The sequence below is a fragment of the Rahnella inusitata genome, assembly GCF_965118895.1.
Taxonomy (GTDB): Bacteria; Pseudomonadota; Gammaproteobacteria; order Enterobacterales; family Enterobacteriaceae; genus Rahnella; species Rahnella inusitata_A.
In genome coordinates this window covers 25,158-47,731 of the sequence record NZ_CBCPJJ010000025.1, presented here as the reverse complement: position 1 = coordinate 47,731, position 22,574 = coordinate 25,158, and the positions used below count along the sequence as shown (strand labels likewise).

Genomic DNA, 22,574 nt, shown 5'->3' with positions numbered 1-22,574 from the left:
ATTAATCTCTGGAATTCGTCGAGAGATCTTCTGGTGATACGCCTTTTTGCTGCGATGAACCGTCATTACTGGTGCCCGGAACCTGACTGGTTTTCTGCGTGGAAGATTTATCCGCAGGCGGAAAATATAACGGCCCTTTCAGTCCGCAACCGGAGAGAGAAAATAATATCGTCGCGGCCAGAGACCAGCGTAAAGCGTTTTTCATTTTATGAATGCCTGTAATTCATGCGACCAAGCTCTCTATAATCGCAGGTGGATCATGAAAAGCAACAGGAATCGATAAAACCGGCAGGCACATTTTCAGGAGTGAAAGGGAAGGAAAGCCAGATAATCTGCCGCATGCAGGCGATGCAGAACCTTTTTCTAATGGAGCTGGAATTGCTGTGTCAGCCGGGAAGGTTCGATCTCGCTTTCTGGCAGCGTGGCGCAGACGGCAGATAACGCATTGCTGCGAAAAGGGATCACCTGAATACGATCATCAAGGGACACTATCTGATAGAACTGCGGCAGGTTGAAGTTGATGAAGCTTGAGCCGTATGTGAAACGGTCGTGCGAGGAAGAATAGAAGCGGCTGACGTCACGCACCAGATCTTCTTTACTGCCTTCGCAATGGTGGTATACCTCAACGCGGTTCGACTCATCGAGAATATAGATGTTAAAACCGATTTCATCCGCGCTGTCTTCAAAGAAGAACTGAATAATCCCTTCGCTGGCGTAGCCGTCAATCACCGCAGGCAGGTGCGCCTGATCGGTCTGCAATTTCACCGACAAACCGTGCAGTTTGTTATTGGAAATTGCGCCGTAAAATTCGATAGCATTTTCCAGCTTCTGCACTGACACGCTCAGGCGTTCGAAGAACAGACCCCAGGTTTGTCCGGCAACGCGCACGGCTTTGAAACGACCCGGTTCGAGGCGTTTACTCGACAGACGCAGCTCGATGCACTCGGTCACCAGCTGCTGAATACGCGTGCGGATAAGGCCGCGCAAGTGCTGGCTGTAGCAGAACACTTCTACCGACTCCGGCGGCGCGGCGTCCTGATGCATTTTGCCCAGAATGGTTTTCAGCGCTTCCAGCACCGCCTGCTCGCCGCTGAAATGCAGCGTGCGCACTTCGTTCCACGAGTTGCGATACAGCAGATCGATACTGCCGACCATGCATTCCTGATTCTGCCCGAAGCTGAACACATCCAGCTTACGGAAATCAAAATGCACCACCTGATTACGGAAGGCGGCGGTCGGATCATGTTCGAGATTGACGATGATCGCCAGATGACGGATTTCACACGGGCTGTACAACGCTTTTGGCGTCGGTGCTGCTAAACGCAGCGGGAAGTTGTGCGAGACGTCCGCCACCAGCTCGCGCAGTTTGGCAATGTCGCACAGGCCACCACTTTTGATGTGCAGGCGCGTGGTGGAAGTCAGTAAACCGTTGAAATACGCCCAGGCCACCAGTTTATTGAGGTAGCGGTTATATTCCAGCGGCTGATGGCTGACGATCGATTCCATCGACGGTGACTGGTTATACAGATACCAGCCGGTGCGGTTGGCGCGGCCAATCGGCACATGGATAAAGGTTAAGTCGTTCTCTGACAGGTCAGGCGAGATCTGCGGGTTCACGAGTGTGACTTTGCCCGGCAGCGCTTCGAAAGCGGCGTACAACTTACGGGTCAGCACGCCAATATCCTGCGGGCTGGCGCTGACGCTTAAATTGTTGCGACGGGCAAAGCGGATCAGGTTGCGATAGCTCTGCATCATGGCATCGAGCAGTTCGTTATGCGCTTCGCGCACGCGCTCGATTTTCCAGTTAGCACGGTTATCCAGCATCACCAGACGCTCTTCGTCCCAGCCCCATTCGGCCACCAGCTGGCTGAGAATTTCACGACGCCAGCCGACTGATGCTCGGGCGCGGGAAAGTTTTTCACAGACTTTGAGATAGAAACATCGGCGGACTAAATCAAGGCGGGTAGTATCTTCAATCTGGGTCAGGTAGCGGGTCACGCGGTCGAGCATCATACAATAGGAATCAAGACCGAAGTTTACGATCTCGCCCTGATGCAGACGCTGTTTGATGTCCATGGCCAGTAACTGGGTTTTTGGATATTCCCACGAATAGGCTTCCAGCAGCAGCGTTTTGAGCACGGCCTTGTACGGCGAATCGATGCTTTTATACAGCTGCCACAGACTGGCACCAAAATACTCTTCCGCCGACAGTGTGCTGAGGCCGCCGAGATCGAGCCACTCGTTTGGCGTCAGAGAACCCTGCGCATACAAAGAAAGCACATATTCATCGTAATGCGCTTCTTCTTCACCCGGCACCATATTCCAAAGAATACGCTTGCCGCCCATCCGCACAGCCGTCCGGTAGAATTCGTCGAGCAATAAGATGTACTGCGTGGAACCGCAGTCTTCCCCACCCAGGCTGCCGCTTTCGTTGTGACGGAAACGGTTTTCGTCGATCAGGAAGAAGCTGACTTCCACGCCCAGCGACGCGGCCCATTTTTCCAACAGGCTGCATTTTTCCTGTAAGCGGTTGCGTTCTTCATTATCAAGCCAGGACTGATGACAGACCCAGATATCCAGGTCGGAGCTCTGGCTTTGGCCGATTGACGAGGTACTGCCCATCGAATAGACGCCGGTTATCGGCAATTCGCCCTTCGCCATAGGCTCAAGCGCGCTGCCCCATTTGTCTTCGAGGTCGGTCAGATAGGTTTTTTGCGATTCATCAGGCGTGAAGAGGCAGATACCATGCGGAACCTTACCTTCAAGGTATCCCGGTATCAGAGGGTGATGATGATGTAAAAAGACGGGAAGCAACGTGTAGACCTGTTGAAACGCAGGCCCCATTGCCGCCAGTGCACGATCGACTCGTAACTGGTTGATCGCATCCAATCTTTGCTTCAGTGTCTCGATGTAGAGGTACAAGACGTTTCGCCTGATTATACAGTGTCTGGAAAGAACCCCGTTCCAAATCCGCCATTTATCGTGATGCTTATGCTTTGAACAACCGCGATTGTGCAAATAGTTGACGAATTATTGCTGGAAACGTGATCAATTTAACACCTTGCTGATTGACCGTAAAGAAAGTAACGCACCACAATTACTCTTCCGCTTCTCTCGATTTTACCGTTTGCTGTCAAACAGAACAAATCTCCTTTACGCCCGTTACCCTTCTTTTGCGAATGGCTTCTTACGCTGACAGCTTTCTATTGTCAGTGGTAGGATGGTCACAGAGACAGATAAACGGTAACAAACATGTTAGACAAAATCATTCGAATTGCCACCCGCCAGAGCCCGCTGGCTTTGTGGCAGGCACAATATGTTCAAAGCCAGTTAATGGCTTGTCACCCCGGTTTGCAGGTCGAACTGGTTCCGATGGTCACCAAGGGCGATATCATTTTAGATACCCCGCTGGCCAAAGTGGGTGGCAAAGGGTTGTTTGTGAAAGAACTTGAGCTGGCGATGCTCGATGGTCGTGCGGATATCGCGGTACATTCTATGAAAGATGTGCCGGTCGAGTTCCCGGAAGGTCTGGGGCTGGTGACGATTTGTGAACGCGAGGACCCGCGCGACGCGTTCGTCTCCAATCACTACGCTTCTCTGGCAGAATTGCCGCACGGCAGCGTGGTCGGTACATCCAGTCTGCGCCGTCAGTGCCAGTTGCGTCAGCAGCGACCTGATCTGCAAATACGCGATCTGCGCGGTAACGTTGGCACCCGTTTATCGAAGCTTGATAACGGCGATTATGATGCCATTATTCTGGCAGTTGCTGGCCTGAAACGTCTGGGGCTCGACAGCCGCATCCGTGCAGCGCTGACTCCGGAAGAGTGCCTGCCCGCAGTCGGACAAGGTGCCGTCGGCATCGAGTGTCGTCTCGACGATCATCACACCCGCGAATTACTTGCCCCACTGGCGCACCGTGAAACCACACTGCGCGTTCAGGCAGAACGTGCCATGAACATGCGCCTCGAAGGCGGATGTCAGGTGCCGATCGGCAGTTACGCTGAACTTGAAGGCGACCAGCTGTGGCTGCGTGCGCTGGTTGGCGCACCGGACGGCAGTCAGATGGTCTGCGGCGAACGCCGTGGCCCGGCGGCCAGTGCCGAAAGCATGGGCATCAGTCTGGCCGATGAGCTGCTGGCGAACGGCGCACGTGAAATTCTGCAAGAGGTCTATCAGGGGAACGCACCAAAATGACCATTCTGGTTACCCGTCCTTCTCCGGCAGGAGAAACGCTGGTCAGCCGGCTGCGCGCTCTGGGTCGGGTCGCCTTCCATTCCCCGCTGATTGAATTTGCGCCGGGCAACCAACTCGCTATGCTGCCGAACCTGCTATCCTCTTTAGATCAGCAGGATCTGGTGTTTGTCCTGTCACAACATGCCGTGAACTACGCCGATCGCGCATTGCGTCAGTCCGCCACAAGCTGGCCGGGCCATGTGAATTATTACGCGATTGGCCGCACCACCGGCCTGCTGTTTCATCGTGCAAGCAGTCTGCCGGTTCTCTATCCACAGGATGGCGAAACCAGTGAGATGTTGCTGAACCTTCCGTCTTTGCAGCGTATTCAGGGCAAGAAAGCCCTGATTTTGCGCGGCAACGGAGGACGCGAAAAACTGGCGGAAACGCTGGCTGAACGCGGCGTTGAAGTGTCGTACTGCGAGTGTTATCAGCGCAGCCCGATCCACTACGACGCCAGCGAGCAAAGTGCCGTATGGCAACGCGCCGGTGTGGATACGCTGGTGGTCACCAGCGGTGAAATGCTGCAACAGTTGTATACGTTAGTCCCTGATTATTACCGGCATTCATGGTTACTGCGCTGTAACCTGGTGGTGGTCAGCGAACGTTTGGCAACCCTCGCCCGCCAGCTCGGCTGGAGCGCTATTCGGGTTGCCGAGAATGCAGACAATGATGCGCTGATTCGCGCATTACAATTACCTGACTAAGGGAAGTGCCAAAATGACGGAACAAAAAAATCCTTCCGCTCCGGATGATGAAATTGTTATCGCCCCGGCGGTTGAGAGCCCCCAGCCAGATGCTTTTGAACGGGATCAGGAGCTGAAAACCCTGCGTAAAAAGCAGCGTACCGCGCCCGTCCTGGGCGCTATCGCCATTGTGTTAGTGATCGCGCTCGGCGCGGGTCTTTACTATCACGGCCACCAGCAGGCGCTGGCTCAGGCCGCCTCGGATGAATCACTTTCTGAACAACTCGACAGCCTGCAAAAAAGTCAGCAACATGATAAACAGCAAATCGCTAACCTGCTTGCTCAGCAGGAGAAAACCCAGCAGGCAGCCGATCGCCAGCAGGCGTCGTTTGGCCGTCAGCTGAACGAACTGCAGGATAAAGTCGCCAGCATTTCCGGCAGCGATGCCAAAACCTGGTTACTGGCTCAGGCCGATTATCTGGTGAAACTGGCGGGCCGCAAGCTGTGGAGCGATCAGGATGTCACTACCGCCGCGGCGTTGCTGAAAAGCGCCGACGCCAGCCTGGCGGACATGAACGATCCAAGCCTGATTGATGTGCGCCGCGCGCTAAATGAAGACGTGAGCAGTTTGTCTGCGGTCACACAGGTCGATTTCGACGGCATTATTCTCAAGCTGAATCAGCTGTCGAATCAGGTGGATAACCTCCGCCTGGCCGATAACGATACCGACGATTCACCGATGGACAGCGACAGCACCAGCCTGTCTGGTTCACTGACCGAATGGCGGCAGAACCTGACTAAAAGCTGGCACAACTTTATGGATGATTTCATCACCATCCGACGCCGTGATTCGACAGCTGAGCCGCTGCTGGCACCGAATCAGGACGTCTATTTGCGCGAGAATATCCGCTCCCGGCTGCTGATCGCTGCGCAGGCCGTTCCGCGTCATCAGGATGAAGTCTACAAACAGTCGCTGGAAAGCGTATCCACGTGGGTTCGTGCCTACTTCGATACGACCGATCCCTCGACCAAAGCGTTCCTGGAAGAACTGGATAATCTCAGCCAGCAATCCATTTCGATGGACGTGCCGGAGCAGCTGAAAAGCCAGCCGATGCTGGAAAAACTGATGCAAACCCGCGTGCGTAACCTGCTTCAGCAGCCCGCCGCCGCAACGCAGGGGGAATAACGCATGTTACGAGTTTTCGTGTTATTCCTGATTGTGTTTGCCGGGATTATCGTCGGCCCGATGCTGGCCGGCCATCAGGGCTATGTTCTGATTCAGACTGACAACTACAACATCGAAACCAGCGTGACCGGCTTAGTGATTATGCTGATCGTGCTGATTCTGGTGCTGTTTTTCATCGAATGGATCCTGCGCCGCGTTCTGCGCACAGGTGCGCGTACCCGCGGCTGGTTTGCTGGTCGTAAAAGCTCTAAAGCGCGTAAGCAGACCAAAGAGGCGATGCTCAAACTGGCAGAAGGCGATCATCGTAAGATGGAAAAACTGCTGGCGCGCAATGCCGACCACGCCGACCAGCCGGTGGTGAACTACCTGCTGGCAGCGGAAGCGGCACAACAACGTGGTGACACCATTCGTACCAATCAGTATCTGGAGCGCGCGGCAGAAATCGCCGATACCGACCAGATGCCAGTGGATATCACCCGCGTGCGCATCCAGCTGGCGCAGGGCGAAATCCACGCAGCCCGTCACGGCGTAGACCGTTTAATCGGTCAGTCGCCGCGTCATCCGGAGATTTTACGTCTGGCTGAGCAGGCTTATCTGCGCACCGGCGCGTACGGTTCTCTGCTGGAAATTCTGCCATCCATGGCGAAAGCAGATATCCATACTGATGATGAAATCCGCATTCTGCAGGAACAAGCTTATATCGGCATGATGAATCAGCTGATGGCAGAAGAAGGCAGCGATGGGCTCAAGCGCTGGTGGAAAGATCAGAACCGTAAAACCCGTCATGAAGTCGCGTTGCAGGTAGCGATGGCCACGCATCTGATTGAATGTAACGATCAGGATCTGGCACAGGAAGTGATCCTCGACGGACTGAAACGTCAGTACGACGATCGTCTGGTCGCGCTGATGCCAAAACTACGCTCAGGGGATCCGGAACAGCTGGAAAAAACCCTGCGTCAGTTGATCAAGCAAAACGGCACAACGCCGCTGCTGAGCAGTACGCTCGGTCAGTTGCTGATGAAGCATGGCGAATGGATGCAGGCCAGCGAAGCCTTCCGTGAGGCGCTGAAACAGCGTCCTGACGCGTATGACTATGCGTGGCTGGCGGATGCGTTAGATAAGCTGCATAAACCGGCAGAAGCGGCGGAGATGCGTCGTGAAGGGCTAATGTTGACGCTGAACAACTCGCAGCAGCCGTAATGTTCTGACCTTAAAGCATTCTGCAAAAGGCTCCTTATGGAGCCTTTTTTACGTCGGTCGCAAATTTTAGATAAAAAAAACACCTGCACATAAGGCAGGTGTCTAAAAACAATCAGGTCTAGGACAACAGTGAGTGCCTCACTCAACGTTTTGTCATCTGCATGATAATGCCGAAGCGTTATCGGTCAGGGTGACAATAGGCACTATAAATTGGCTCTGCATCATTCCCAGGTTTATGAAGCCGGAGCAAACATAATGGGTGGAATGAGCATCTACGGCGGGAATATTGCAGGACGCGTGCCACTCTGGCAATACCTGAAGTAAAATATTTTATCGTTATGATTATCAAGGTTTTTATTATTCGTTAAACACGCGTACTTTTTCAAACTTCCGCGAATCTCCTGCCATAGCCCCTGATCTGTCTCCTGACGACGACACCACAGAATGAAAATGAAATTATCCTATTTTATCAATGAGATAAGCGTCTCAATACAGAGACAAAATGAAGGTATGAAGTCGCCGAAAAGCAACAACAGGTGTGGAAAGGGAATTGATCAAATCGCAGATAACAAAAAGCCCCGCATTTCTGCAGGGCTCTTTATTCGAATTGGTCGGCGAGAGAGGATTCGAACCTCCGACCCACTGGTCCCAAACCAGTTGCGCTACCAAGCTGCGCTACTCGCCGATGTCGTGCATCTTACTACGTCTTGACGCTAACTGCATCATTTAAATGCTTTTTGTGTGTGGTGCGAAGGGAGGGACTCGAACCCTCACATCCAAAGGACACTAACACCTGAAGCTAGCGCGTCTACCAATTCCGCCACCATCGCATGTCACAATCACAAAATCATTTAAAAAATTTGGGGTGGCTAATGGGGCTCGAACCCACGACAACTGGAATCACAATCCAGGGCTCTACCAACTGAGCTATAGCCACCATTTCAAACTTTTCTACATCGTGGACCGTTCAACTTCGAACAAGACCACCGCAACTCTAGCGCAAACTAATGGTGCGCCCGACAGGATTCGAACCTGAGACCTCTGCCTCCGGAGGGCAGCGCTCTATCCAGCTGAGCTACGGGCGCTTAGCGCCGTTGCGGGTGGGGATACTACGGTTTTAACGACTAGCTGTCTAGTGCTTTTTATCAGAAATATTGCGTTTGATTACGCTTTGTCCAATACGCACTAAAAGTAAGCGCCTTACCTTCCCCACCCATGACTTACGACGTTATTTTGCCTTTTCCGTCATCAGCGCAGCACGCTTATGCATGCCAAGACCGAAGTATATCAGGGACACTCCCGCGATGAAAATACCGCCTACCAGCAAAGAAATGCGCGTATCCGGGTTAATCGCCATGCCCACCAGTACGCAGGTCAGGAAAAACAGCGTCAGATAGTTGGTATAAGGGAACATAATTGATTTGAACGGATGGTTCTTCAGTTTCTCTTTATGCGCCTCACGAAAACGCAGCTGGCTGATGAGCACCACGAACCACGGCACCATGCCCGGCAGAACGCTGGCACTGTAAACGTAGACGAAGACTTTCTCAGGATTCGGGATCAGGTAGTTCAGACATGAGCCGACCAGCAGACATAAAATGGTGATCGCGATACCGTACACAGGTACGCCACTTTTCGAGACGTTACTCAAAAATGCGGGCAACTGGCGATTCTTAGATAACGCATAGAGCATGCGCCCGCAGCTGTACATGCCGCTGTTACAACCGGACAGCGCTGCCGTCAGCACCACAAAGTTGATGATGCCCGCCGCCGAGGCGATACCAATCTTCGCGAACGTCAGCACGAACGGGCTGCCGTGCGTCCCCATTTCATTCCACGGGAAGATGGTGATGATGACGAAAATCGCACCCACGTAGAAAATCAGGATACGCCACAGGATATTGTTGATGGCACGCTTGAGCGTCACCTGCGGATTTTTCGCTTCACCGGCGGTAATACCCACCAGTTCGACGCCCTGATAAGACGCCACGACGATACACAACGCAAACAGGAACCCTTTCCAGCCACCAGCGAAGAAACCGCCGTGCGCGGTCAGATTGGCAAAGCCGACCGGTTCGCCGTGATTACCGAAACCGAAGAAGATAACGGCCAGACCGACAACGATCATCACAATGATGGTGGTGATTTTGATCAGCGCAAACCAGAACTCCATCTCACCGTAAAGTTTTACGGCGGCCAGATTGGCAGCCGCGACAATCGCCACGGCGGCTAACGCCGGGATCCACTGCGGTAATTCCGGGAACCAGTACTGCGCGTAGACGCCAATCGCGGTGATTTCTGAAATCCCCACCGCTATCCACATAAACCAGTAGCTCCACGCCGTCAGATAGCCGTAATACGGCCCGAGATATTTGTGCGCGTACACCGCGAAAGAACCGGCCACGGGTTCCAGATGCAACATTTCGCCCATCGAGCGCATGATAAAGAAGACAAAAATACCGGCCAGAATATATGCCAGCAGGACCGATGGTCCCGCCCATTTCAGGGTACTCGCCGCGCCCATAAACAGCCCGACGCCAATGGTACCGCCCAGCGCTATCAGCTCGATATGTCTGGCTTCCAGCCCCCTGTGTAGCCCACCCTTTTCTTCTTGATTCGCCATAGATCCTCAATTTCTCAGTGTTGGTGTTTGCCTTCCGGAATCACCGGAATGTTATTTTTATTGTGAGATCGCCCGCAGAATGCGGAAAAACGGCGTTATGGTTCCGTATTTTCAGACGAGTTGCAAACCACAATTGAGAAAGGTACGCATTGGCAGACAAGACTGGGTGCAAGAGGCTGTAAGCGAGACAAAGAAATGAGAAGTGACGCGCCGTCCCGCTATTTTAGGACGGCGGAAGAGATTACAGGCGGCCGGTATAGTAATAGCGAACAAATTTGAGCAGTTTCAATTGGCGGCGAAGACGGCTTGGTTGCGAAATCAGGCGGTACAGCCACTCCAGCCCCATCTTCTGCCAGATCTTCGGCGCGCGTTTCACATGGCCGGTGAACACGTCGTAAGTGCCGCCGATCCCCATATACAGCGCGTCCGGGTGAACGAGACGGCAGTCTCGCATCAGGATTTCCTGCTTTGGCGAGCCCATCGCGACGGTCACGATCGCCGCGCCGCTGGCTTTCACCCGTTCAAATAACGCGTGGCGCTGATCCGGCGTAAAATACCCGTTCTGGCTGCCGGCGATATTGACGTTCCACTGCGCGCGCAACTTGTCTTCGGTTTGTTGCAGGATCTCCGGTTTACCGCCGATCAGAAACACCGGTGTCCCTTCTGCGCCTGCGCGCTGCATCAGGCCTTCCCACAAATCGGCACCCGCAATACGCGAGACCTTCGCCTGCGGATATTTCTTGCGGATGGCGCGCACGATGCTGATCCCGTCGGCGTATTTGTATTCTGCCTCACCGATCAGCGTGCTGAGTTCCGGGTTACTTTCGACGGTCAGCACTTTCTCAGCATTCATTGCCACCAGCGCACCGGTTTTGACCTGATGACCGGCAAACAAATAATCGAGAAAATGCGCCATATCACGAAAGCCCCAGAGGCTTATCCCGCGTATGTCGTAGTGTGGAATGTTATTTTTTTCAGATTTCATTGGCTTTCCTGACAGCTACCGTCCCGATGAGGTTTTCATTGCGCGGCATTTTGGCACGGATCAGCCCCGCAGCGTCCAGCATCCAGTACAACAATTTGGCCGCGACCAGACAGGCACCGAACACGACACAGAAAAACACCACCCGTGAGAAGAAGGAATCCACGCCTTCACGGGCCAGCACGATAATATTGAAGACTGCGCCGAAGCAGAAACTTTGCCGAATCGCCGCTTTATACTTATTCGCATCAGCCTTGCCTTTCTCATACAGCCAGTCAAACCACTTGATGATCATGCCCACGGCGACGGCACCGAGTGGAATAAACCACACGCCGCCCATCACCACCAGCGAACCAATCAGCGTCGGGGAAATCGCCAGGCCGGAATGGTTATCCAGCACTTCCCAGGTGAAATAGTTGGCAGTGTTAAGCACCACGCTCGGACGGTCATGCCACAGCCAGCTCGGGATAAAGACGTAGAAGTCACGCACGATGGGCGCGAGACCCTGGAAGCTGATTTTGTCGTAGTTCTGCAACAGCAGGCCGAGGTTTTCCCACGGCGAGAAGGTATCGCGCGTCAGATACAGGAAGGTATAAAACGCTTCCGGGCCGCTGACGTTCAGGCCGTAGCGCTTCAGCGCCAGCCAGAACATCCCGACAATCCCCAGCACGCCTGCGGCCGCCAGCATCCACAATGAGATCCAGCCGCGCACAATGCCGATAAACAAAAACAACGCAAAAGCGATGATAATATTGGCGCGTGTACCGCCGACGATAACGTAAGTCAGGAAACCAAAGGCAACGGTACTGGCGAGGAAAAACAGCCAGCGGCGCACATCTGGCTTGAGGAAAAACACCACCAGCATGGCCGGAATGAAGAAATAGAAGAAACGTTTGAGCGCCACGCCGGAGACGTCGCTGGAAAAAATCTGGCTGTAGGATTTTAGCTTAAACAGCAAAAAACCGTTGTGCATAAAGAAGATAGAGACCGTTACTACCGCGATCAGCGCCAGCAGGATCCATGTCAGATGCGTCTCCACCCGGTTCATGGTAAATATCGCCCGTGAAGGCCCGTCACGTTTGGCCTTCAGCCGCGTTTTGTAACTGACGTAGTAAATGCCATAGAAACAGGTGGCGGCGAGCATGGCCTGCAACAGGTTTTCCACCGGCACCACTTTGACATCAAACTGGAAAACCAGCACACAGGTCAGCGGAAAACCGAAGTAAAAGGTCAGCAGATACAGCAACGAAAACAGGACGTTGAAGTTGAAACGCACGCGGCGGAATTCTTTGTAGGTTAGCGTCAGGATAAACAGCAGCGAGAGCGCGTAAACCAAAGACAGGCCACCTAACTGTGCCAGCGTCATGATGCCTCTCCCGCTGCCAGCAGCAACGCCTGCTGCCAACCCGTAATGTAATTCGGATTAAAGAAAGCGATGTTCTGCCGGTCGGTATTGAGCAACTGGCGACGCGCCTCGGCCACGGTTTTCACATCCAGAGCATCGCCGTAAAACAGTACAGGCAGATGCTGTTCCGCCAGATCCTGCCAGAACGGATTCTGGCGGCTGACCACAAACGGCACGCCGAACTGGATCAGCAAACATTGGGTACCAATCGCCTGCTGCCGGTCGAAAATAAAATAGCCCAGCGTGCAACGACGCAGCACGTTGAGATAATCCGCAAACGCCATTGCGTCGGTCATCAGTTCAACATGGGCAGGAGCGAAAAGTTTTAATGCTTCTGCCCGCACCTGTTCGATATAGGTCTGATTATTGGCCGGATAGCCCATCGGAATAATCACGCGGATATCCGGGCCGAATTGCTGATGTAAGGATCGCAGGGCTTCAATGTGGCGATTACTGCGATCGCCGGAGTTTCCGACCAGCACAGTCATCGGCCCTTGTGGCTCCGGCAGATCTGCCGGCTGGGTCAGCGCCGGATCCATGCGTGTCGGGAAATAGAGTAAAGATGACGGAACACGGGGGTGACGCTGATGGAAATGAATCAGATCGCCGCGCGTGCCAAAAACGTGCCCGGTACGTCCCTGTGCCAGACGGCGCAGCATATAGAACAGCCGAAATTTGAGGCTACCTGCCGACTCATACAAATCCGCACCCCAGATATGCCAGCTCACCTGCTGCGATTTGATTTTGCCGGTCAGGATAGCCAGCCAGAGCGTCGGGTTAAATTGCCCGTGGAAGAAAAAGCGGTGCGTCCGCTCCTGCGCGCGGGAAATTACCGCCGCCGCCAGCGATTTTTTATCCGGATAAACGCGAATATCCAGATGCGTAAATTCAGCAAACGCCGACGCGTCCTTCGCTGCTACCATAAAATGGCAAATTAACTTTTCAGGCGCGCATTCGGCCAGCACGTCGTTAAAAAAGCGCAGTACGGTGACATTATGGTGGGGGATGTCAGATCCCAAAACGTGAATCAGCGTTGTCATGCTCGTCTACGATAAAGAAGAAATACGGTGCAACACAGCGCGAAATAGACGATATACGTCGCCATATACGCCTGCGCAGCGCCCAGGGAACCGTGAATCGGGATCAGCCAGTGTGAGAATCCGGTCAGTAACGCGAACTGGCTGATTTCAGTCAGCACGTAAAAACGCAAAGACGCACGGGCGATCACCAGATATCCAAAAACATACGAGCCGACTTTCAGCACATCACCCACCAACTGCCAGGCGAACAAATCGCGCATCGCAATAAACTGTTTGGAAAACAGCAGCCAGATGGCAAAATCCCGCAGCAGCCATACCGTAAAACTGACGGCAGCGACGGCGGGAAGCACAAATTTCAGCGACTTGACGATCTCATGGGAAATCGCCTGTTTGTCTTTCAGTCGCGACAGCGTCGGCAGCAGATACACGCTGAAAGATGCGGTGATAAATTGCAGGTACGCATCGGAAATACTGCTAACGCCCTGCCAGATCCCCACCTCTTTCCAGCTGTAATGTTCTGCCAGGAGATTTCGCATCATCACATACGCCACCGGAATGGTGACGGAGGTGATCACCGCCATCAGCGTAAATTTGCCCAGATGGCTGGCGATAAAGCGATCCCAGCCCGGCCTCAGATACGCCAGCGGAAAGGATTTGCGCCACCACAGCATACCCGCCGCAGGAATAATCACCAGCGCAGGCACCAGCGCCAGACCAGCCAGTGCGCCTTCATAACCGCCGAGTTTGAAACACAGCAGATAGGCCAGTAATCCAATCAGGCTGCCGCCGATAACGGCCAGCGCGTTGCCCATCGCATCGCGATAGCCTTTCAGGATGGCCTGAAAATAGTTGGCGTAGGCGATGCCCATCTGAATCAAGGCCACGGCACGAACCACCGCCTGATAACGATCATGCCCAAACAGCCCGACGCTGACCGGCGCTGCCGCCAGCAGAAATACCGCCGCCAGCAGCGTTGAGAACCCTAAAATTAGCGATGAAGACGTGCCAAGGACCGCTTTGAGCTGCTCAGGATTTTCGTGGTGTTCCGCGACATACTTGGTGACGCCATTAAAAATCCCGGCACCGGACAATACGCCCAGCACCGTCACCAGCTGACGAAAATTCCCCGCCTGCCCGACACCTTCCGGCCCGAACGCCACGGCCAGCAACTTGACCACCAGCAGCCCGGCACCAATTTTGATAAGCGTTGAGCCAGCGGTCCAGACAGACGCTTTTGCCAGCGACATATCAGGCGAAGTATTGCAGCATGGCCGCAATCACCGTGCGCTGCGTGTCGTCGGTCATGTTGTAGAACAACGGCAGGCGCACCAGACGTTCGCTTTCCTGCGTGGTAAAGCGGTCAGTGCCGTCGAAACGGCCAAAGTTTTCACCCGCCGGGCAGGCGTGCAGCGGAATATAATGGAAGACCGTAAGAATATCCGCGGCTTTCATGTGGCGGATAAAGGCATCGCGATCTTCGATATCCTTCAGGCGCACATAGAACATGTGGGCGTTCTGCACACAATCCTGCGGAATGCCCGGCAGCTGGATGCGGCCTGCATCGGCCAGATCCTGCAAGGCTTCGTAATACTCGTTCCAGATGCACAGCCGGCGCTGGTTAATTTTCTCAGCGGCGTCCAGATTTCCCCACAGATACGCGGCCTGCAAATCCGACATCAGGTAGCTTGAGCCGATATCGCGCCAGGTATATTTATCCACTTGTCCCCGGAAGAACTGGCTACGGTTGGTGCCTTTTTCACGAATGATTTCCGCGCGGTCGATGAGTTTTGCGTCGTTAATCAGCGTCGCGCCGCCTTCGCCACCGGCAGTGTAGTTTTTAGTTTCATGGAAACTGAAACAGCCGATATGGCCAATGGTGCCCAGCGCTTTACCTTTGTACGTTGACATCACACCCTGCGCGGCATCTTCCACCACAAACAGTCGATGCTTTTCGGCCAGCGCCATGATGGTGTCCATTTCACAGGCCACTCCGGCGTAATGCACAGGCACAATCACTTTGGTTTTGTCAGTGATGGCGGCTTCAATCAGGGTTTCGTCGATGTTCATCGTGTCCGGGCGAATATCGACAAACACAATTTTCGCACCACGCAGTACGAACGCGTTGGCGGTGGAAACAAAGGTGAAGCTCGGCATGATAACTTCGTCGCCGGGCTGGATATCGAGCAACAGCGCGGCCATTTCAAGAGAAGCCGTACAGGACGGCGTCAGCAACACTTTCGGGCAGTGAAAACGCTGCTCGAACCATTGCTGGCAGCGCAGGGTAAAGCCGCCGTCACCGCATAATTTGCCGCTGCTCATCGCCTCACGCATGAAATCAATTTCAGTACCTACGATCGGAGGCGCATTAAAAGGGATCATTGTTTCACCTGTACAGCCAGTACGCCGCGCGCGTGACTTTGCCACCGCTGGCGAGATAAAGGTTTAAGGCTGCGAGATTGCCGGTTTGGGTGGCGACGTGTAAACGCGACACTCCCTGTTCGGCACACCAACGTTTCGCAGCCGCCATTAATTTCCTGCCCGCTCCCCGTCCCTGACATTCAGGTCTGACGGCCAGCAGGCCAATTCTTGCTTCGTCCGGCGAGAGCCTTCGCAGCGTCACAAAGCCCAGCCCGTTACCCTGTTCGTCATCTGCCCACAGGCAAAGATGGTCGAAGGTGCCGAGCACCGCTTTCTCCGCCCACATCGCGTAGAAACGCGCGCTGTCCTGCGGGTGATACCACGGCGCACGAAAACGGCTTAACCGGAATGCCTGTCGGGCGATACTCACCACATCCGCAATATCTTCAGGTATGGCCAGACGTCCGGCGGTAAGTGCGGCGTCCTGCGAGCCTGTCGCCACACAAACGTCGGTTTCACCTTCTGCCAGCCGGAAACCCAGCGCCGAAAGGGCATCCAGCGTATCCGTCCGATCGGCGTCCACTTTCGCCTGCACCAGCGCATACGGCACAAAATCCTGTAGCGTGACTTCAGGCGCGGCGGCATCGAGCGTCAGCTTCGCGCTCTGCAACTGGAAGAACTCACTCTCCCAGTCGAGGGAATCAACATTGCCGCGCAGGCTTATCGCCATACGCCCTTGGTATCCACAATCCACGACTGCTCAATCTGAGCGGCGGGGATCGCTTTGAAGGAAGCATGATCGACCAACATCACCAGCAGATCGGCGTTTTTCAGCGCATCATCCAGCGCATGTAACGTCACTTTTTCGGCCAGAGAGGCTGGCAGCTGATGCACGTTCGGCTCAACTGCCCAGGTTTCTCCGGCATGCCAGTCGGCAATCAAATGCGTGACTTCAACGGCCGGGCTTTCGCGCAGGTCGTCGATGTTCGGTTTAAACGCCAGACCAAAGCAGGCGATTTTGACATCGGCTGCGCGTTTGCCGGTAGTCGTCAGGCAATCTGCCAGCGCCGCTTTCACCCGGTCAACCACCCAGAAGGGTTTGCTGTCGTTCACTTCCCGCGCGGTGCGGATAATGCGCGCCAGCTCCGGGTTTTGTGCGACGATAAACCATGGGTCGACGGCGATACAATGGCCGCCCACACCCGGTCCCGGCTGCAAAATATTGACGCGCGGATGGCGGTTTGCCAGGCCGATCAGCTCCCACACATTGATGCCCTGCGCATCACAAATTAGCGAAAGCTCATTGGCGAATGCGATGTTCACATCACGGAAGCTGTTTTCAGTCAGCTTGCACATTTCAGCGGTACGGGAGTTGGTGACGACACATTCACCTTTGAGGAAAATGTTGTAAAGCTCACTCGCACGCTGCGAACACAGTGCAGTCATGCCGCCGATGACGCGGTCATTTTTAATCAGCTCGACCATCACCTGCCCCGGCAAAACGCGCTCCGGGCAGTAAGCGATGTTGATGTCAGCCTGCTCCCCTGCCTGCTGCGGGAAGGTCAAGTCGGTACGCACTTCTGCCAGCAATGCGGCCATGTTCTCGGTCGCACCCACGGGAGAAGTCGATTCCAAAATAATCAAATCGCCTTTTTTGAGCACCGGCGCCAGAGAAAGCGCGGCGGATTCGACGAATTTCATGTCGGGCAGATGATCGCCTTTGAAAGGCGTCGGTACGGCAATCAGAAAAGCGTCTGCGGGTTCCGGCGTGGTCACGGCGCGCAGGAATCCGTCTTCGACGGCCCGCTTCACCAGCAGATCGAGATCCGGTTCGACAATATGAATCGCCCCGCGGTTGATGGTGTCGACCGCATGCTGATTGATATCCACACCGATCACTTTTTTCTGGTGCGAAGCAAACGCGGCGGCGGTAGGCAGACCGATGTAGCCCAGTCCGATAACAGAGATCGTATTAAAACTCATTGTGATACCCAATGATTTTTCAGTGCGTCAAGAATATGGTGACACGCATGGCCGTCACCGTAAGGATTGTGTGCCCGGCTCATGCTGTTGTATTCATTTTCATCCGTCAGCAGACGGTTCACTTCTTCCACAATTCTGGCGGGATCCGTTCCGACCAGCTTGACCGTTTTGGCATCGACGGCTTCCGGGCGCTCCGTGGTTTCGCGCATCACCAGCACCGGTTTGCCCAGCGACGGTGCTTCTTCCTGCACGCCACCGGAATCGGTCAGGATCAGATAGGCCTTATCCATCAGATAGACAAACGGCAGGTAATCCTGCGGATTGATAAGCACAATGTTGTCGATACCATGCAAGATACGGTTCACCGGCTCACTGACGTTAGGATTGAGGTGAACCGGATAGACAATTTGAACATCAGGATGCTGGCGGGCGATATCGGCCAGCGCGGAACAGATCCGCTCAAACCCGCCGCCGAAGCTCTCACGACGATGGCCGGTAACCAGAATGAGTTTTTTGTCGGTATCAAGGAAGGGGTAACTCGCGGCGAGTTGTTGCGCCAGAGAGGTATCGCCGCTGAAGCGATCCCTGACCCACAGTAAGGCATCAATCACCGTATTACCGGTGACGTAAATACCCTGGCCAGGGATATTTTCTTTGAGTAAATTCGCGCGGGCATTTTCGGTCGGTGCAAAATGCCACGTTGCCAGATGCCCCGTCAGCAGACGGTTGGCTTCTTCCGGCCACGGCGATGAAAGATCGCCGGTACGTAATCCGGCCTCAACGTGACCGACCGGGATCTGATGATAAAACGCGGCCAGGCTAGCTGACAGCGTAGTCGTGGTATCGCCATGAACCAGCACGACATCCGGTTTGAAATCATCCAGCACGGGTTTCAGCCCGGCCAGAATGCGACAGGTGATTTCAGTCAGGCCCTGCCCCGGTTTCATGATGTCGAGATCATAATCGGGGGTAATTTCAAACAGACGTAATACCTGATCGAGCATTTCACGGTGCTGTGCCGTGACACAAACTCTGGATTCAAATGCCGCATCCTGCGACAAAGCATGCACCAGCGGCGCCATTTTTATGGCCTCCGGACGGGTGCCGAAAATCGTCAACACTTTCACAATGTGTTTCTCTTATTTTTACGACGCGTCAGGGCAACGCCAGCCCCGATTAAACCACCGACAACACCCCACATGATCATTAAAAATACGCGGCGCGGGCTGTCACGTTTTACAGGCTCTTCAGGCGTTCTGAGATAACGGTAGGTCTGAAACTTTGCAGTCAGCGTCGGGCCGACATTGAGCGTAGAAAGCATCGCACGGTTCTGATCATACTCCAGATCGTACCCCGGACCGGAAGCTTGTAGCAGTTCCAGACGGGCTTTCAACATCGGGACGCCTAACAGGAACATGTCGGAGTCCGGCAATTCTTCGGCTGGCGTGTCCGTCATACTCTTATTGATATTCTGCTGCTGGGCGATTTTAAGCGCCTGCTCCGTATTGTTTGCAATACGTTTGAAAATGGCCTGCGCGACTTCTTCCTGACGCTTCACTTGCGCTTTCATCGACTGCGTACGCGCGGCCCATGCGCCCTGAAGTTCATCATAAAGGTGCTGGGATGCGCGGGCGCTGGCGAAATTCACATACTGGCGCAGCAACTTATTGGCATCGACCGAGTTATCTGCAGTCAGTTTGACGATGTCATTCGGGACTTTCAGACCGTCGCGCGCGGTGAACTGAATATCGTTAACGAGATCATCAAGCAAAACGGCATTTGCCCGCGCGTCGCCTTCCTGATGCTGCTTGTAATACGGCGATTGCAGCCAAAAATCGCGGCGGGTGTCGTAGGCCGCCAGCTGCATCACAAATTCGTTATAGGATTCATCAGAAATCGGCGGGCGGCTGGAGTCAGTCTGCGGCGCATTGCGCATATCCAGATTACGCAGGAACTGCGCCTGCGAGAAATAGGACGACAGGTTGTTCACCGTCGGACGATCGGTGATCGCGGTGGCACTCCATTCCTGCTTCATCAGATAGGACGAACCAAGCGCCACGAGAGCAAAGAGGATCCCCAGCCCCGTAATCCACAACTTACCGTTCCATAAGGTGCAGCAAAGGCCGCGGATATCGAGTTCATTTTCGATGGCGCGTTCATTCTGGTTACTTGTCATTTCTGATTTATCCACAGCCAGTAAGCCTCGGGTTATAAATATTAGTGAACGGTGGAGCGGCGCAAACGCCTTTTGACCCGTTTAATAAACCGTGCAACCCGCCAGGCGCGTTTAATACACACGCCATAAAGCAGGAACGCGAAGAAAAATAATACTAACATCAGCCATTCAGGCACCAGCGGCAGATGCTCACCAATGACGCCAATTGCCGCCAGCAGCGCCGCAGCGACGGTGATCAAAACAAATGCCTGACGGGAAGTAAAACCGGCGCGCATGATCAAATGATGAATATGCTGGCGGTCAGCCGAGAACGGACTCAGCCCTTTGCGCAGACGTCGGTACATAATAGCAATCATATCCATCAGAGGGATGGCGATAAGCCAAAGCGCGGTGACCGGATTCATCGGATGCGATTCCCCCTGCGTACTTTGCAACAGGATCCAAATCACTGTGAAGCCAATCAGCGTACTGCCGGCATCGCCCATAAAGACTTTATAGCGGCGGCCTAAGATGCCCAGATTGAGAAGAATATAGGGAAGTGTGGCCGCAATCATCGCGAAGCACCATAGCGCCAGATCCATATGGCCACTGTCGTACATGATGATGCCCATAGCACCGAAACTGACACAGGAAAGCCCGCCTAACAGGCCGTCGATACCATCAACCATATTGAATGCATTAATTGCAGCCCAGACGGCGAAAAGCGTGAAGAGATAGCCAAACGGCCCGAGCACCATTTCCCAGGGACCAATCAGGTGCCCGAGATTGCGCAAGGTCAGGTTGGCGAAGCTCATCATGGCGACGGCAACACCGGCCTGCACCAGCGCGCGAATTTTCACGCTAATGTCATATCGATCGTCCAGCGCCCCAACCAGCACCAGTACTCCTGCGCAGAGTAGATAAAGTTGGCCGTGGGGAATGCGGTAATCGGTAATGAAAAAGGTGAAGCAGATCCCGGCGAAAACAGAGATGCCGCCTACCAGTGGTACCAGACCCTGATGGCGTTTGCGGAAATTGGGTTTATCGACCAAACCAATTTTGGTCGCTACCTTTCTGGCAACAAGTAAAAACAGGAATGAAAATAAGAAAATAATGACGAGTTCAGTACTCATAGTGAGTAGGTTCACAGTTAAGAGATCTCTGCAAAAATAAGGTGCGTGGAATTGAGCACAAGAACATCATAAACCTCACAGCCTTACATCTAATCCAGGGGGTGACAGTTATGGTTTTGTCTCAGGCAAGACCTTATCTGTTGCCCTTTCTTTATGTTATCAGGGAGTCCGTCGACAAAATAAAGAAAGGGCAATGGAAAAGCCATCAGCTATTATCCGAATAAACTGACTGTTTCTCCTAAGTGGCATAATGGTAGCGACCAAAAGCAAAAAACGCCACGGCTTAGCGTGGCGTTAGCTGACTTTTACACCAAATTACGAACGTTTCATCATATCGAAGAAGTCGTCATTGGTTTTGGTCATGGCAAGCTTGTTGATGAGGAATTCCATCGCATCGATCTCACCCATTGGATGGATGATTTTGCGCAGGATCCACATTTTTTGCAGCTCTTCAGACGTGGTCAACAGCTCTTCTTTACGCGTACCAGAACGGTTGTAGTCGATAGCAGGGAACACGCGCTTCTCAGCGATTTTACGCGCCAGATGCAGTTCCATGTTGCCGGTACCTTTAAATTCTTCATAGATAACTTCATCCATTTTAGAACCGGTATCGACCAGCGCGGTCGCGATGATGGTCAGGCTTCCGCCCTCTTCCACGTTACGTGCTGCACCGAAGAAACGTTTTGGACGGTGTAAGGCGTTCGCATCCACACCACCGGTCAGGACTTTACCTGAAGCAGGAACCACGGTGTTGTAAGCACGAGCCAGACGGGTGATGGAATCGAGCAGGATGATGACGTCTTTTTTATGCTCGACCAGGCGTTTCGCTTTTTCGATAACCATTTCGGCTACCTGAACGTGGCGGGAAGCCGGTTCGTCAAAGGTGGATGCAATAACTTCGCCTTTCACCAGACGCTGCATCTCGGTCACTTCTTCCGGACGTTCATCAATCAGCAGAACCATCAGTACACAGTCAGGATGGTTGTACGCAATGCTGGTCGCGATATTTTGCAACAGCATGGTTTTACCGGCTTTCGGCGGAGCGACAATCAGACCACGTTGACCACGGCCAATTGGGGAAGCCAGATCCAGTACGCGAGCGGTCAAATCTTCGGTTGAACCGTTACCACGTTCCATGCGCAGACGAGAGTTTGCGTGCAGAGGGGTTAAGTTTTCAAACAGGATTTTGTTGCGGGCGTTTTCTGGTTTGTCGAAGTTAACTTCATTAACTTTCAACAGGGCAAAATAGCGTTCACCTTCTTTAGGTGGGCGGATTTTACCGGAAATGGTGTCGCCAGTGCGAAGATTGAAGCGGCGGATTTGGCTGGGAGATACGTAGATGTCGTCGGGGCCTGCGAGGTAGGAACTGTCGCCGGAGCGGAGGAAACCAAATCCATCCTGCAATATCTCCAGTACGCCATCACCGAAGATGTCTTCTCCGCTTTTAGCATGCTGCTTCAATATTGAAAAGATAATGTCTTGCTTGCGCATGCGGGCCTGGTTTTCCAGTCCCATATTTTCGCCGAGTGCAATCAGGTCAGAGACCGGCGTATTCTTTAATTCGGTAAGATTCATAATGGTGGGTTCTTA

General features: G+C 53.7%; 18 protein-coding genes and 4 tRNA genes. 4 read left to right on the top strand and 18 right to left on the bottom strand.

Going from position 1 to position 22,574, the window contains the following annotated elements:
* Window position 1: 1 nt before the first annotated feature.
* Complete coding sequence (gene lptM / locus ACMHLI_RS20570; protein WP_413531088.1) at window positions 2–205, bottom strand: LPS translocon maturation chaperone LptM; 204 nt, start codon at window positions 203–205, stop codon at window positions 2–4.
* 158 nt (window positions 206–363) lie between these two features.
* Complete coding sequence (locus ACMHLI_RS20565; protein WP_413531087.1) at window positions 364–2,922, bottom strand: class I adenylate cyclase; 2,559 nt, start codon at window positions 2,920–2,922, stop codon at window positions 364–366.
* Between the two features lie 330 nt (window positions 2,923–3,252).
* Between ACMHLI_RS20565 and hemC the strand changes: the two genes are divergently transcribed.
* From hemC to hemY, 4 genes are read left to right on the top strand one after another with little or no spacing between them, the layout of a single operon-like run.
* The gene (gene hemC, locus ACMHLI_RS20560) at window positions 3,253–4,194 is read left to right on the top strand and encodes a hydroxymethylbilane synthase (protein WP_413531086.1); all 942 of its coding nucleotides are present in this window, start codon (window positions 3,253–3,255) and stop codon (window positions 4,192–4,194) included.
* Window positions 4,191–4,940, top strand: a complete 750-nt coding sequence (gene hemD / locus ACMHLI_RS20555; protein WP_413531085.1) for a uroporphyrinogen-III synthase — start codon at window positions 4,191–4,193, stop codon at window positions 4,938–4,940. The genes hemC and hemD overlap by 4 nt, the downstream gene beginning before the upstream one ends.
* Window positions 4,941–4,953: 13 nt before the next feature.
* Window positions 4,954–6,105, top strand: coding sequence for a uroporphyrinogen-III C-methyltransferase (gene hemX / locus ACMHLI_RS20550; protein WP_413531084.1), 1,152 nt, complete (start codon window positions 4,954–4,956; stop codon window positions 6,103–6,105).
* A 3-nt stretch (window positions 6,106–6,108) separates the two neighbouring features.
* Window positions 6,109–7,305 (top strand): protoheme IX biogenesis protein HemY, encoded by a 1,197-nt coding sequence (gene hemY / locus ACMHLI_RS20545; protein ID WP_413531083.1) that lies wholly within the window; start codon window positions 6,109–6,111, stop codon window positions 7,303–7,305.
* Between the two features lie 608 nt (window positions 7,306–7,913).
* On the opposite strand, the gene ACMHLI_RS20540 is transcribed toward hemY, so the two are convergent.
* The 16 genes from ACMHLI_RS20540 to rho all read right to left on the bottom strand — a co-directional run bounded on the left by ACMHLI_RS20540 (window position 7,914) and on the right by rho (window position 22,559).
* Window positions 7,914–7,990, bottom strand: a tRNA-Pro gene (locus tag ACMHLI_RS20540).
* Window positions 7,991–8,049: 59 nt separating this feature from the next.
* Window positions 8,050–8,135 (bottom strand) — tRNA-Leu (locus ACMHLI_RS20535).
* Window positions 8,136–8,166: 31 nt separating this feature from the next.
* Window positions 8,167–8,242: transfer RNA gene (locus ACMHLI_RS20530), tRNA-His, on the bottom strand.
* A gap of 71 nt (window positions 8,243–8,313) precedes the next feature.
* Window positions 8,314–8,390, bottom strand: a tRNA-Arg gene (locus ACMHLI_RS20525).
* A 143-nt stretch (window positions 8,391–8,533) separates the two neighbouring features.
* Complete coding sequence (gene thrP / locus ACMHLI_RS20520) at window positions 8,534–9,928, bottom strand: bifunctional threonine/serine APC transporter ThrP (RefSeq protein WP_413531082.1); 1,395 nt, start codon at window positions 9,926–9,928, stop codon at window positions 8,534–8,536.
* A 241-nt stretch (window positions 9,929–10,169) separates the two neighbouring features.
* Entirely contained in the window at window positions 10,170–10,913 is a 744-nt protein-coding gene (gene wecG / locus ACMHLI_RS20515; RefSeq protein ID WP_413531081.1) for a lipopolysaccharide N-acetylmannosaminouronosyltransferase, read from the bottom strand.
* Window positions 10,903–12,276 (bottom strand): ECA oligosaccharide polymerase, encoded by a 1,374-nt coding sequence (gene wzyE, locus ACMHLI_RS20510; protein ID WP_413531080.1) that lies wholly within the window; start codon window positions 12,274–12,276, stop codon window positions 10,903–10,905. The genes wecG and wzyE overlap by 11 nt, the downstream gene beginning before the upstream one ends.
* The gene (locus ACMHLI_RS20505; protein WP_413531079.1) at window positions 12,273–13,355 is read right to left on the bottom strand and encodes a TDP-N-acetylfucosamine:lipid II N-acetylfucosaminyltransferase; all 1,083 of its coding nucleotides are present in this window, start codon (window positions 13,353–13,355) and stop codon (window positions 12,273–12,275) included. The genes wzyE and ACMHLI_RS20505 overlap by 4 nt, the downstream gene beginning before the upstream one ends.
* Window positions 13,352–14,602, bottom strand: a complete 1,251-nt coding sequence (gene wzxE, locus ACMHLI_RS20500) for a lipid III flippase WzxE (protein ID WP_413531078.1) — start codon at window positions 14,600–14,602, stop codon at window positions 13,352–13,354. The genes ACMHLI_RS20505 and wzxE overlap by 4 nt, the downstream gene beginning before the upstream one ends.
* Before the next feature lies 1 nt (window position 14,603).
* Window positions 14,604–15,734, bottom strand: coding sequence for a dTDP-4-amino-4,6-dideoxygalactose transaminase (gene rffA, locus ACMHLI_RS20495; protein ID WP_413531077.1), 1,131 nt, complete (start codon window positions 15,732–15,734; stop codon window positions 14,604–14,606).
* 4 nt (window positions 15,735–15,738) lie between these two features.
* On the bottom strand, window positions 15,739–16,443 hold the full coding sequence (rffC, locus tag ACMHLI_RS20490; RefSeq protein WP_413531076.1) for a dTDP-4-amino-4,6-dideoxy-D-galactose acyltransferase: 705 nt from the start codon (window positions 16,441–16,443) through the stop codon (window positions 15,739–15,741).
* Window positions 16,434–17,696: a UDP-N-acetyl-D-mannosamine dehydrogenase gene (gene wecC / locus ACMHLI_RS20485; protein ID WP_413531075.1), complete on the bottom strand. Its 1,263-nt coding sequence runs from the start codon at window positions 17,694–17,696 to the stop codon at window positions 16,434–16,436. Before wecC ends, rffC begins: the two co-directional genes overlap by 10 nt.
* Window positions 17,693–18,823 (bottom strand): non-hydrolyzing UDP-N-acetylglucosamine 2-epimerase, encoded by a 1,131-nt coding sequence (wecB, locus tag ACMHLI_RS20480; RefSeq protein WP_413531074.1) that lies wholly within the window; start codon window positions 18,821–18,823, stop codon window positions 17,693–17,695. Before wecB ends, wecC begins: the two co-directional genes overlap by 4 nt.
* A complete protein-coding gene (gene wzzE, locus ACMHLI_RS20475) occupies window positions 18,820–19,872 on the bottom strand; it encodes an ECA polysaccharide chain length modulation protein (protein WP_413531073.1) in 1,053 nt (350 codons plus the stop codon). The genes wecB and wzzE overlap by 4 nt, the downstream gene beginning before the upstream one ends.
* 41 nt (window positions 19,873–19,913) lie before the next feature.
* On the bottom strand, window positions 19,914–20,999 hold the full coding sequence (gene wecA / locus ACMHLI_RS20470; RefSeq protein WP_413531072.1) for a UDP-N-acetylglucosamine--undecaprenyl-phosphate N-acetylglucosaminephosphotransferase: 1,086 nt from the start codon (window positions 20,997–20,999) through the stop codon (window positions 19,914–19,916).
* A gap of 300 nt (window positions 21,000–21,299) precedes the next feature.
* Entirely contained in the window at window positions 21,300–22,559 is a 1,260-nt protein-coding gene (gene rho / locus ACMHLI_RS20465) for a transcription termination factor Rho (protein WP_056772325.1), read from the bottom strand.
* Window positions 22,560–22,574 lie beyond the last annotated feature (15 nt).